Origin of the sequence: Acinetobacter sp. YH12132 (assembly GCF_013418645.1) — a bacterium.
Lineage (GTDB): Bacteria > Pseudomonadota > Gammaproteobacteria > Pseudomonadales > Moraxellaceae > Acinetobacter > Acinetobacter indicus.
This window is the reverse complement of record NZ_VPBR01000001.1, coordinates 25398-38888: the sequence shown is the minus strand read 5'-3', so window position 1 is coordinate 38888 and position 13491 is coordinate 25398. Positions and strand designations below refer to the sequence as shown.

Here is a 13491-nt window from a genome sequence, read left to right as displayed (position 1 = left end):
GGTAGACTTCAATGGCTCAATTTTTTATTCATCGCCCGATTTTTGCATGGGTGATTGCACTGGTGATCATGTTGGCGGGTATTCTAACCCTATCCAATATGCCCATTGCCCAGTATCCGACCATTGCGCCGCCAACGGTCACCATTTCTGCGACCTATCCGGGTGCTTCGGCTGAAACTGTTGAAAACACAGTAACCCAGATTATTGAACAGCAGATGAATGGTCTCGATGGCTTGCGTTATATTTCATCGAACAGTGCCGGTAACGGTTCTGCGTCTATTGCGCTGAACTTTGAACAAGGCGTCGATCCTGACATTGCCCAGGTTCAGGTACAGAACAAATTACAGTCTGCCACCGCCCTGCTGCCGGAAGATGTCCAGCGTCAAGGGGTGAGGGTCACCAAATCAGGCGCCAGCTTCCTGCAAGTTCTGGCCTTCTATTCGCCTGATGGCAGCATGTCAGCAAATGACATCAAAGACTATGTTAACTCCAATATTTCTGAACCCTTAAGCCGTGTGGCGGGGGTCGGTGAAGTTCAGGTGTTTGGTGGTTCCTATGCAATGCGCATCTGGCTGGACCCAGCCAAAATGGCCAGCCTGCAAGTCACCCCAAGTGATATTGCCACAGCCATTCGTACCCAGAATGCCCAGGTCGCTGTCGGTCAGTTAGGTGGTGCACCCGCCATAGAAGGTCAGGTGCTCAACGCAACCGTAACGGCACAAAGCCTGCTGCAAACCCCAGAACAGTTCAGCAATATCTTCCTGAAAAATACTGCTTCAGGTGCACAGGTGCGTCTGGGTGATGTAGCTCGTGTAGAACTCGGTGCAGACAACTATCAGTTTGATTCCAAATTCAACGGCAAACCTGCCGGTGGTGTTGCGATTAAACTGGCAACTGGTGCCAACGCGCTGGATACCGCCCAAGCCGTTGAAGAGCGCTTAAAGCTGTTACGTCCAAACTACCCGCAAGGGATGGTCGATCAGCTGGCCTTTGACACCACACCATTTATTGAATTGTCGATTAAGAGTGTTGTTAAAACCTTAATTGAAGCGATTATTCTGGTATTCCTGGTGATGTTCCTGTTCCTGCAGAACTGGCGCGCCACTATTATTCCAACCATGGCCGTACCGGTGGTGGTCTTGGGGACCTTTGCCGTCATCAACATGTTCGGCTTCTCGATTAACACCCTGACCATGTTTGCGATGGTTCTGGCGATTGGTTTGCTGGTCGATGACGCGATTGTCGTGGTGGAAAACGTGGAACGTGTCATGGTCGAAGAACATCTCGACCCTGTGGCAGCCACTGAAAAGTCAATGAAACAGATTTCTGGCGCGTTAATCGGGATTACCTCGGTGCTGTCTGCGGTATTCGTACCAATGGCATTCTTCGGTGGTACGACCGGGGTGATTTATCGTCAGTTCTCGGTGACCCTGGTCACGGCAATGGTACTGTCGCTGATTGTAGCCTTAACCTTTACCCCTGCCCTGTGTGCGACCATGCTGAAACAGCATGATCCGAACAAGCCAGAAAGCAACGGTCTGTTTGCGCGCTTCTTCCGCTGGTTTAACCGCAGCTTTGACAAGCTGTCGGTGAAATATCAGGGCGGTGTGAACCGTATGACCCACAGCAAGATTTTCTCCGGAATTATTTACGGTGCAGTGCTGGTTGTGATTGTGCTGTTATTCCAGAAACTGCCATCTTCATTCCTGCCGGATGAAGACCAAGGTGTGGTGATGACACTGGTGCAATTGCCACCAAATGCCAGTCTGGAACGGACTGACAAAGTCGTCAGCACCATGACCAACTACTTCCTGGAAAATGAGAAAGAGCATGTCGAGTCTGTGTTTAGTGTGGCCGGCTTCTCCTTCACCGGGGTTGGACAAAACGCAGGTCTGGCCTTCATTAAGCTGAAAGACTGGTCAGAACGTACTTCGCCAGAATCTCAGGTCGGTGCGATTATCCAGCGTGGTATGGCACTGAACATGATTGTTAAAGATGCTTCTTACATCATGCCACTGCAATTGCCTGCTATGCCTGAACTGGGCGTGAGTGCCGGCTTTAACCTGCAGCTGAAAGATGCCAGCGGTCAGGGTCATGAAAAACTGACCATGGCACGTAACATCATTTTAGGTGAAGCAGCCAAAGATCCACGTCTGGCCGGGGTTCGTCCAAATGGTCAGGAAGATACACCACAGTACCGCGTGATTGTGGACCATGCGCAGGCCGGTGCCTTGGGCGTGAGTATTGCTGAAATTAACAGCACCATGGGCATGGCCTGGGGTGGTTCGTACATCAATGACTTTATCGACCGCGGTCGTGTCAAGAAAGTCTATGTTCAGGGTGAAGCAGGCTCACGTATGATGCCGGAAGACCTCGATCAATGGTATGTACGTAATAACCGCGGCGAAATGGTACCATTCTCGGCCTTTGCAACCGGTGAATGGACTTATGGTTCACCACGTTTAGAGCGTTATAACGGCGTATCCTCCATGAACATTCAGGGTACACCAGCGCCTGGCGTCAGCTCGGGTGATGCGATGGTGGCCATGGAAGAAATTATTGCCAAGCTGCCAGACATGGGCTTGCAAGGTTTCGACTATGAATGGACCGGTCTGTCACTGGAAGAACGTGAATCGGGTGATCAGGCACCATTCCTGTATGCCCTGTCATTGTTAATTGTCTTCCTGTGTCTGGCAGCGCTGTATGAAAGCTGGTCAATTCCGTTCTCGGTATTACTGGTCGTACCATTAGGTATTGTCGGTGCCCTGTTCCTGACCTTCAGCGGGATGGTGCTGTTCCAGAACCCGAACCTGTCGAATAACATCTACTTCCAGGTGGCGATTATTGCGGTGATTGGTCTGTCTGCGAAAAACGCGATCCTGATTGTCGAATTCGCCAAAGAGTTGCAGGAAAAAGGTGAAGACCTGTTTGAAGCCACTTTACATGCGGCAAAAATGCGTTTACGTCCAATTATCATGACCACTTTAGCCTTCGGTTTTGGTGTACTGCCGCTGGCCCTGTCTTCAGGTGCAGGTGCAGGTAGCCAGCACTCGGTCGGTTATGGTGTTCTGGGCGGCGTAATCAGTTCGACCTTGTTGGGTATCTTCTTTATCCCGGTATTCTACGTGTGGATTCGAAGTATCTTTAAATACAAACCAAAACAACAAAATCATCAGGAGCATGTATCGTGATGCAAAACTTATGGTCTCTTACAGGCCGTGGTATTGCGGTTTCTGCCCTTGCGCTTGCTTTGACAGCCTGTCAGAGTATGCGCGGGCCAGAGCCGGTTGCTCAGGCGAATATTCCGAGCAGCTATAGCAATGCTTCCGGAAGCTCTGTTGCAGAACAGGGTTATAAAGATTTCTTTGCCGATCAGCGCCTGCTACAGGTGCTGGATCTGGCCTTGACCAATAACCGTGATTTACGTACTGCGGCGCTGAACATCCAGCGTGCCCAGCAACAGTACCAGATTACTGAAAATAACCAGTTACCGACCATTGGCGCCAGTGGCAGCGTGTTACGTCAGGACACCATGAGCAATCAGGGTCGTGGCCCAAGCACCTCCTATAACGTAGGTTTAGGGGTCACCGCCTATGAGCTGGATTTCTGGGGTCGGGTCCGTAGCCTGCGTGACAATGCACTGGATAATTTCCTGGCCACCCAGAGCGCCCGTGATGCCACGCAAATTGCCCTGATTGGTCAGGTATCTCAGGCCTGGCTCAGCTATTCCTTTGCCAATGCCAACCTGAAACTGGCCGAGCAAACTTTAAAGGCCCAGCTTGAATCGTATAACCTGAACAAAAAACGTTTTGACGTTGGCATCGACAGCGAACTACCGGTACGTCAGGCGCAAATTTCAGTCGAAACCGCGCGTAATGATGTAGCTAACTATAAGACTCAGGTGGCGCAGGCACAAAACCTGCTGAATCTGCTGGTGGGTCAACCGGTTCCGGCCAATCTGCTGCCGGCACAGCGTATTACCCGCATTACCTCCAATACTGCAATTGGTGCCGGCTTACCAAGTGATCTGCTGGTAAACCGTCCCGATGTTCGTGCAGCGGAATACCGTCTGTCTGCCGCAGGTGCCAATATTGCCGCAGCGCGTGCCCGTCTGTTCCCGACCATCAGCCTGACCGGTTCCGCCGGTTATGCCTCGGCCGATTTAAGTGACCTGTTCAAATCAGGTAACTTTGTCTGGTCAATTGGTCCAAGTCTGGATATTCCAATCTTTGACTGGGGCACACGTCAGGCCAATATCCGCATTTCAGAAACCGATCAGCAGATTGCGCTGTCAGATTATGAAAAGTCGATTCAGACCGCTTTCCGTGAAGTGAATGATGCCTTGGCAGTGCGTGAAAATATTGGTGACCGGATTGCCGCACAGCGCCGTCTGGTTGAAGCCACCAATACCACCTATCGTCTGTCGGAAGCCCGTTTCCGTGCCGGCATTGACAGCTATCTGACCGTACTGGATGCACAGCGTGCCTCTTATGCAGCCGAGCAAGGGCTGTTATTGCTGGAACAGGCCAATTTGAACAATCAGGTGGAACTGTACAAAACCTTGGGTGGCGGCCTGAAAGCCAACACTTCAGATCAAGTGACCCAGCAGCCGTCTGTGGCAGAACAACGCCGCGCTGCTCAGCAATAAGATTGTCTGAGTTGCAGCGTCAAGCATCAGGGTGATTTCATTCTTATCGCTTGATAATCAAGCCAGTGAGCCTCGCGCTGACTGGCTTTTTCTTTGCCTGATGATGTGCCTGGATCATCCATTAAATAAAAGTAGCTCGATAGAGTGATGAGCAAAGCAAAGAAATCCTGTTTTGCTTGTAGTGACTCGCCAAAGGACTGGATGCACATCTGCCCGTATAAAACTGTAAAAGAGATGTTTTGATTGCATTTTGCCCGCAGTTTTTCTATCTTCATCAGCAATCTATTGTTATTGGTCATCACATGTTACTGAGTAATTTGGAATCTGTACCCGGACACACCATTCGCCAGCAAATTGATGTGGTATATGGCAGCACGGTACGCAGCAAGCATGTCGGCCGTGACCTGCTGGCCGGATTGAAAAATATTGTCGGTGGTGAGCTGACAGCCTATACCGAACTGCTGGAAGAATCGCGTCAGGAAGCCATGAACCGGATGATCGACAAAGCGCGCAGCATGGGTGCCAATGCCATTGTCGGAATCCGTTTTTCTACTTCCAACATTGCCCAGGGTGCATCTGAACTGTTCGTTTATGGCACGGCGGTGATTGTCGATCCAATCATGCCAAAACTGCCTGATCCCTTCCCTGCACAGGACTAAGTCATGGATGGATTGCTTCTGCAGCTGCTGATTTTTGCGGTACTGTTTGCCGTTGGCTTCGGTTTTGGCCGCTATAACGAACGCAAGCATTTTCAATATCTGGCCGAACAGGAACAGCGACTGGCCTATATCCAGCTCGACAGCAGCCGCTTTAAAAGCACCGACCTACCCGGCCAACTGGTCAGCAGCAATGTGGTAATTTCACATGATTACTTTAAATATGCAATTGCCAATGTGCAGAATTTACTCGGTGGCCGCCTGACCAGTTATGAAAGTGTGGTGGAACGTGCGCGCCGCGAAGCAATTGTACGCTTAAAGCTGGAAGCCGAGAAAATGGGCGCCACCCAGATTTTAGGTCTGCGTTTAAGCACCACCGAACTGGGGATGCAAGGTGGGATGGTGGAAGTGTTTGCGTATGGGACGGCCATCAAGAAATAAGCTGATGGCCTGATCTGTCTTCATCTCGTCAAATGCTCTGGAACGTATTACTTCACCTTCATTTTACGGATCATTTTATACAGCGTACTTGGCGACAGACGCGACACCCAAACCCCCAGTTTTTCCTTGGCGCCACCGACCACAATATATTCCTCACCCGCCAGCAAGGCACTGACCGTGGTCTGGGCAAACAGGTCCGGCTCCAGACCGTTTTCAATCGCTTCATCCTGATGGCCCTGCGGTTTGCCTTCGCCATTTAAGGCATTAAAAGATACATTGGTTTTGACAAAGCCCGGGAAAATTACCGAAACCTCGACGCCATCTTGCGCCACTTCCGCACGCAAACTGTTGGCCCACATATGAATTGCGGCTTTGGCCGCCGAATAAGAGGCACGGTACTGGGTGCCGAGCAAACCGGCGACACTAGAGACAAAGGCAATCCGTCCCGATTTCTGGGCAATAAAGGTCGGTAACACGGTTTTGGTCAGGAACACCTGCGAGAAATAATCGACTTCCATAATGGCACGTTCTGTCTGCATGGTGGTGTCCTGAATCAGCGCGCGCTGGCTAAGACCGGCATTGTTAATCAGCCAGTCTATCCGGCCTTTGGCCGCTAACACCTGCGCATAAGCATGCCGTACCTGTGATTCATCGGTAATATCGGCACAAACTGACACATGGCGTTCCGGGTTCAGTAAAGTCACGCGCACCTTTTCCAGTTCTTCATAACGGCGTGCGGTCAGAATGACGTCGGCACCTTGCAAGGCACATTCTTTGGCCAAGGCTTTGCCCAATCCGGAAGATGCCCCGGTAATCCACACCACTTTCCCTGTTAAATCCTGCTTGGCCATGAATCTGTCCCTCTATACGTTCATTTGTTGTGATGAATATCAGTGTAACCGCGCTCTGGCTGCGGGTCATTGCCCACAAAGCCCAGAAAATGATTGAAATACTGTTCCGTTATGCGGGTATCAAACTGGGTGCCGAGTTTTTCCAGCCGCTTATAGCCAAGCTGGGTGGTCAGCTGAATCACCCCGGTCAGGGTTTTATCGACCATAAAATTAAACTTCAGCATTTTCTTTGGCTCGCGGACCAGACTGGTCACGCCCTGATCGACAATCTGGGTAAAAGCCCGAAAGGCTGGCTGGATATAGGCACTATTGCCCTGCCGGATTTGTTCGACACAACCCAAGGTTTCTTTAATCAGCACATTATCGACCGGATAGGCCACATAGGCCTGCCCCTCTTTTTCATAGGTTTTCTGCTGCAGATAATTCACCATCGGCACCAGACGGTCATTGCCAAAAAAGGACACCGACCACGGCATATATTTTTGCACGGTGTCCATCACCTGCTGCACAATCTTTTCCGATTCACGGTCGGGCGAGCTGCTGGTCCGGGCAATTTCACCAAACACCTGATCGACAATTTCACAGGAAATATGTGACAGCACCTCGCCTAAAGGCTTGGCCAGACTGTGCGGATTACCCTGGTTAAACTGTTGATGTAACTGCTGAAAACGCTGATAGGTAGCTGGGCTTAATTTTAGTGCGATTGAATAGGTCATTGTTGTTCTCGCTTTTTTCGTCGTTGTTCTGCGAACTTTGCGCATTGTTATTTGCCTACATCATACGACGAGTAAGTGCAGATGCCAATTGCTTAAACAAGCCAATGATTCAGGCTGCCTAAGTCGCCATTTTTTTTGCTACAATAGATGCAATTTTTTATCTACTTTTGATCTGTTCGAACTATGACTGATTCAGCGCAAAATATTGCTACAACTTACGATCCGACCGCGATCGAGAAAAAATGGTACCAAACGTGGGAAGAGCGCGGTTACTTCAAGCCGTCTGAAAAAGGCGAGTCTTTCTGTATCATGATTCCGCCACCAAACGTCACCGGTAGCTTGCACATGGGTCATGGTTTTAACAATGCCATCATGGATGCATTAACCCGTTATAACCGTATGTCAGGTAAAAATACCTTATGGCAACCGGGGACTGACCACGCCGGTATTGCAACACAAATGGTGGTAGAGCGTCAGCTCGGTGCGCAAGGCATTAGCCGTCATGACTTGGGCCGTGAAAAGTTCATCGAAAAAGTATGGGAATGGAAAGAACAATCTGGCGGTAACATTACCCGTCAAATCCGTCGCCTCGGTTCTTCTGTCGACTGGTCACGTGAACGCTTCACCATGGATGAAGGTTTATCCAACGCAGTGAAAGAAGTGTTTGTAAAACTTCACGAAGAAGGCTTGATTTACCGCGGTAAACGCCTGGTGAACTGGGACCCTAAACTGCAAACTGCCCTTTCTGACTTAGAAGTTGAGTCTGATAAAGAAGAACAAGGTTCACTTTGGCACTTCAAATATTTCTTTGAAGATAAGTCACTTCGCACGCACGATGGTAAAGATCACATCGTGGTTGCAACCACGCGTCCTGAAACATTGTTGGGTGATACAGCGGTTGCGGTTGCCCTTGATGATGAACGTTATGCGCACCTTGTCGGTCAAAACATTATCCTGCCAATTACAGGTCGTGCGGTTCCTATCGTTAAAGACGAATACGTTGATAAAGAATTCGGTACAGGCTGTGTAAAAATCACCCCTGCCCACGACTTCAATGACTATGAAGTAGGTAAACGCTGCGAGTTGCCAATCATCAACATCTTCAACAAAAATGCTGAAGTGTTGGCCGAGTTTGAATACATCGCAAAAGCGGGTGAGCAAATTTCTAAAACCATTCCTGCCCCAGCGAACTACATTGGTTTAGAGCGTTTTGAAGCACGTAAAAAGTTAGTCGAACAAGCAGAAGCTGAAGGCTGGTTAGACCAAATTCAACCGTACACATTGAAACCACCTCGCGGTGACCGTTCAGGTGTGATCGTTGAGCCATTATTAACAGACCAATGGTATGTGAAGATTGCACCGCTTGCGAAACCTGCAATTGAAGCAGTTCAAGACGGTCGTATCAAATTCGTACCTGAGCAATACAGCAACATGTACATGGCGTGGATGAACAACATTCAAGATTGGTGTATCTCTCGTCAATTGTGGTGGGGTCACCGTATCCCTGCTTGGTACGATGCAGAAGGTAATGTTTACGTTGGACGCTCTGAGGAAGAAGTTCGTGCGAAAAACGGTATTGCCCCTGAAGTTGAATTGAACCAAGACGAAGACGTATTGGATACATGGTTCTCTTCTGGTCTTTGGACATTCTCAACTTTAGGTTGGACAGGTGACGAAGCGAAAGACAAAGAAAACTATTTCTTAAATACTTTCCACCCGACTGATGTATTGGTGACAGGTTTTGACATCATCTTCTTCTGGGTTGCTCGTATGATCATGCTTACGATGCACTTCATGAAAAATGAAGATGGCACACCACAAGTACCATTCAAAACTGTGTATGTACACGGTTTGGTACGTGATGGCGAAGGTCAGAAGATGTCTAAATCTAAGGGTAACGTGCTTGACCCATTAGATTTGATTGACGGTGTTGATCTTGAAACTTTAGTACAAAAACGTACCACAGGTTTGATGAATCCGAAACAAGCAGCGAAGATTGAAAAATCGACCCGTAAAGAATTCCCTGAAGGGATTCAATCTTACGGTACAGATGCAGTTCGTTTCACCTTCTGTGCGCTTGCCAACACAGGTCGTGACATTAAGTTCGACATGAAACGTGTTGAAGGTTACCGTAACTTCGCCAACAAAATCTGGAACGCAACCCGTTTCGTGATGATGAACTGCGAAGAGCAAGTGATTGGTCAAGACGTTCGTCAAGACCTTTGGGAATTGCCTGAGCAGTGGATTGTCAGCCGTCTACAAAAAGCGGAAGCTGCGGTTCAACAAGCCTTTGCGACCTATCGTTTAGACTTGGCTGCACAAGCGATTTACGAGTTCATTTGGAATGAATACTGTGACTGGTATGTCGAGCTGACGAAACCGGTTCTGAATGACGAAAACGTATCGGTTGAACGTAAAGCTGAAGTGCGTCGTGTGCTTCTTTCTGTAATGGAAGCCTCTTTACGTTTGGCACATCCGTTGATGCCTTACTTAACAGAAGAAATCTGGCAAACACTTGCGCCGAAACTCAACATTTCTGGCGAAACGATTATGCTCGCACAGTACCCTGTTGCTGACCAAGCATTAGTGAATGAACAAGCTGAAGCAGATATGCAATGGCTGCAAGGTTTGATTGGTGCGGTACGTAACATCCGTGGTGAAATGGGCCTAGGTAATGCGCGTTTGTTGCCTGTTCTTCTTCAAAACACAACGGATAGCGAGAAAGCACAAATCGCACGTATTGAACCGTTGTTTAAAGCATTGGCGAAAGTTGAAAGCATTACTTTCCTTGCAGATGCTGAACAACCGCCATTGTCTTCATCATCTGTAGTTGGACATGTGTCTGTATTCGTTCCTATGAAGGGTTTAATTGACCCGAAAGCGGAATTGGGTCGTCTACAAAAAGACTTAGACAAGGTTCAAAAACAGCATGACCAAATTGCAACTAAACTTTCGAATGAAGGTTTTGTGGCAAAAGCACCTGCGGCTGTGGTTGAAGGCGAGAAAGTAAAACTTGCTGAGTTTGCGGATCAGTTAGCGAAGATTAAAGCGAATATGGAGCAAATTGCAGCGCTTTAAGGTGTTGTTAGTTTGGTTCAAAAAAATCCCCTCTTCGTGAGGGGATTTTTTATTTCCATTTTTGGCAAATGTCTTCAAATGCAACGTCTTTCCATTGCTCTTTCCATAACGTCCAATATGGAATATCACTAGAAGATGGCTCAGGATTACAACGATCTATAGTAACGATAGATGGGAGTACTATTGAATCTCCTACTAGCAATGCATCACCTTGATGCAAGCTAGGCAAAATATCGATAATACCACCAAGCGAATCGGGTAAAAGTTTTCTTACATAGTTTTGATCGACAGGGTTTGTAAGTCGCATCGAAATAAAATTATTACATTGAGCAAAAATAGTTTCAGAAATTTCTGATGGTCTTTGACTAGATAACATTAATGTTATCCCATACTTTCTTCCTTCTTTAGCAATTCGCTCGATTGCAATTTTAGATGCTCGATACTTTGTTAGTTCACTGTTAGGAACATACTTATGTGCTTCTTTGTAAACCATTAAAATAGGAACATCATTATTAATTTTCTCTTCAGCATTAAGCTCAAATCTATGTCTTTTATAAAAATATCCATAATCGAATATTAATCTAGAAATTACTGAAACAGTAATTGTCAGCACTTCAAATGGAACATCACTTAAATCAATTACAGTAATATTAGATTCTTTATCTTTTTCAAAGCCTAAAATTTGTTTAAGAACATTCACAAACTCTATATCTTTAAGGTCGTTATTAAACATAAAACTTAAACGATCTTGTCTAATTTTTTCACTCAAACGATTATAGAATTTATCTAATGTTCCATCAGCATACATACCCTTATTAACATACGAATTTTTCGTAGGTAAAAACTTTAATTGCCTATCAAAAAAATAATTGATTTTTTCATCATCATTTTGAAAATAATAACCAACATCCTTATCAATATTTGCATCATCAATCATGCAATTATCTGGATTTTTAGAACTTTTAGTTTCATTTTTTAAATTAAAAATAGCATTAATAACTTCGTTTAAATCAAATTTTATTGGAGTATCATAAAAAATATTAGATATATCAGGGTTATGCTTTTTCTTATTAAGTGTAACTATTTTCCTAAATATTGAAGACTGATTATAATTATCACGTTCACCTGTATCCAATAAAATTTCTTCTAACTCATCACTATTAAGTAACCAATATGGTATTTCCAACGTATTAATATCTAAAAAATTAGCATTCGGAAATGCATTTTTATATTCAGAGTGAATATCAAAAATAATAATATGAGAATTATTCAGACTAAACTTACCACTTTTTGCAGATACTGCTGTTTGTAGAATTTTAGATAACGTATGTGACTTTCCTGAGCCTGTTGAACCCAAAATGGCAATATGTTTATTAAAGAACTTATTACCATCTATTGGTATTAGAACATTTTTATTAGTACTTAATTTACAAAAATTTAAACGTTTATCCTCTGAAATTGAATTATAAATCGCTCTAATATCCTCTAATGTAGCTGGTTGCACTAACTTAGGTGGAATTGCAATTGTGTCGCCACCTCTTGTAAATTCACCATCTTCCAATACACCTAATGGTAATGCTTCTATTAGATAAATTCTTTGGGTATTGTGATCAATTCCAATTGTAAAATTTTCAATAACAGCAATCAGTATGGCATCATCATTATTAGTCACTCTAATGTATGATCCAACTTTTAATGATTCATTAGGCAGCTTAAAATCTTCAAGATTTGTAACCTGCACAATAATTTTATTAGGTTTTACTGATATTACTTCTGCTAAACATCCTGTATCACTCACAAATCATTCTCCTCAAACAATCTAAATTTGAAAAATAAATATCAAAAGAATCATCAATATCTATAAATGGATTTTTTGAATACATTTGGTAAATATATTTATTTGAAATTTTTTCTTGATGTAATTGATTAAAATCATCAAGATCATTAATAATTTTCAAAAAAACTCTATAAGGATTACCATAATCTACAACATCTCGTATAAATAATTTAGGATCAAAACTACTTCCTTTATAGTAATAACCATCTTCTATTAAAAAATTTTCACTTATCAATTCTTTTTTAATTTTGCACAGATCTTCATCTTTAAAATTATGTAAATATACATAAGGACAAAATTTTTCAACTTGTCTTACAGCATGTTGATTTGACCATTTATGACTAATACTCTTTAAAAGATTTTTTATTTCATAAAAATCGATACCTGATGCATCTATCAAAAAAAACCTATTAAATTTAGACTGAGTATTATTAAAATATCTTTTTCTTATTGACTTAGAGTACCTTTCTCCACTTATTCTTTCCAAATACCAATGATCAAAAATCATTTTTTTAGAATACTTGAGATCACCAATGAATCGACTTTTCGTAATTTTTCTTTCGGTTTCCAATTGGTTTTTGGCTAAATTTCGTATGATATAGATACTTTTTGCATAAAAAAACTCTGCATCACCACTAGAACATATATTTAGTTCAGATAGTTTTTGCAGTATGGACTCATGCTGTTGATCTAAAGATTGACCATCAATATTAAGAGTTAACTTACTTAAAAATAGTTCTAAATTTTCATCATTTAAACTTAACTCTTCATGAATTTTCGTGGTTACACTCGGTTTATCTTCTTTTTCTTGTGTTTTACTTGTTAAAAGGCTCTCTTTAAGATAAGCAATACTAATAGGAAGTAGGATTTTATCTTGTCCACTTTTATAATGACCAAATAATTTATATTGTATTAATTCTTTACCGTCTTTAACTCTTTTTGAAAAATCTTTAACCATCCAAACTATAGCTTCTTTAATTTTTGATGGCGTAAAATCGCTTTTTTCATAATATTTACATTGTATGGCAACTGTTTCACAGCCTATCTGCTCAATATCAATATCTTCAATACCTTCAACAGTAAAACTAGCATTTTCATCTTCATGGTTCAGGATTTGCAGAATCGTATTATCAAACTGATATAAATAGCCCCTAATTGTATCTATCGCCTGTCTATTTGGCTCAGACATTTTCACCCCTATAGAAATAAAAATTAAAAAAATAATTGATTATTCTATATTCAGTTCAAAAAATTATCTAATATT

At 44.0% G+C, this 13491-nt stretch carries 10 protein-coding genes; 5 read left to right on the top strand and 5 right to left on the bottom strand.

Annotated elements, in window-relative coordinates; genetic code table 11:
• The first annotated feature begins 11 nt into the window (after nt 1-11).
• A complete protein-coding gene (locus tag FTU67_RS00140) occupies nt 12-3191 on the top strand; it encodes an efflux RND transporter permease subunit (RefSeq protein WP_016659891.1) in 3180 nt (1059 codons plus the stop codon).
• Nucleotides 3191-4648 carry a multidrug efflux RND transporter AdeIJK outer membrane channel subunit AdeK gene (gene adeK / locus FTU67_RS00135; RefSeq protein ID WP_005176082.1) on the top strand — a complete coding sequence of 486 codons (1458 nt, stop codon included), beginning with the start codon at nt 3191-3193 and terminating at the stop codon, nt 4646-4648. Before FTU67_RS00140 ends, adeK begins: the two co-directional genes overlap by 1 nt.
• Nucleotides 4649-4674: 26 nt before the next feature.
• Here the strand turns inward: adeK and FTU67_RS00130 are convergent, their stop codons facing one another.
• A complete protein-coding gene (locus FTU67_RS00130) occupies nt 4675-4947 on the bottom strand; it encodes a hypothetical protein (RefSeq protein ID WP_034597392.1) in 273 nt (90 codons plus the stop codon).
• A gap of 3 nt (nt 4948-4950) precedes the next feature.
• On the opposite strand from FTU67_RS00130, the gene FTU67_RS00125 reads away from it, so the two are divergent.
• A complete protein-coding gene (locus FTU67_RS00125; RefSeq protein ID WP_005176080.1) occupies nt 4951-5307 on the top strand; it encodes a YbjQ family protein in 357 nt (118 codons plus the stop codon).
• Nucleotides 5308-5310: 3 nt separating this feature from the next.
• Nucleotides 5311-5745, top strand: a complete 435-nt coding sequence (locus FTU67_RS00120) for a YbjQ family protein (RefSeq protein WP_005176078.1) — start codon at nt 5311-5313, stop codon at nt 5743-5745.
• Nucleotides 5746-5792: 47 nt separating this feature from the next.
• Here the strand turns inward: FTU67_RS00120 and FTU67_RS00115 are convergent, their stop codons facing one another.
• Nucleotides 5793-6596 carry an SDR family NAD(P)-dependent oxidoreductase gene (locus tag FTU67_RS00115; protein ID WP_160241550.1) on the bottom strand — a complete coding sequence of 268 codons (804 nt, stop codon included), beginning with the start codon at nt 6594-6596 and terminating at the stop codon, nt 5793-5795.
• Nucleotides 6597-6616: 20 nt separating this feature from the next.
• On the bottom strand, nt 6617-7312 hold the full coding sequence (locus tag FTU67_RS00110; protein ID WP_005176074.1) for a hypothetical protein: 696 nt from the start codon (nt 7310-7312) through the stop codon (nt 6617-6619).
• A 183-nt stretch (nt 7313-7495) separates the two neighbouring features.
• Between FTU67_RS00110 and FTU67_RS00105 the strand changes: the two genes are divergently transcribed.
• On the top strand, nt 7496-10390 hold the full coding sequence (locus FTU67_RS00105; RefSeq protein ID WP_180006807.1) for a valine--tRNA ligase: 2895 nt from the start codon (nt 7496-7498) through the stop codon (nt 10388-10390).
• A 49-nt stretch (nt 10391-10439) separates the two neighbouring features.
• Here the strand turns inward: FTU67_RS00105 and herA are convergent, their stop codons facing one another.
• Together herA and FTU67_RS00095 are read right to left on the bottom strand one after the other, a co-directional pair.
• Entirely contained in the window at nt 10440-12188 is a 1749-nt protein-coding gene (herA, locus tag FTU67_RS00100) for an anti-phage-associated helicase HerA (protein ID WP_180061303.1), read from the bottom strand.
• A complete protein-coding gene (locus tag FTU67_RS00095; protein ID WP_045795824.1) occupies nt 12181-13416 on the bottom strand; it encodes a DUF4297 family anti-phage-associated protein in 1236 nt (411 codons plus the stop codon). Before FTU67_RS00095 ends, herA begins: the two co-directional genes overlap by 8 nt.
• Nucleotides 13417-13491: the final 75 nt, after the last annotated feature.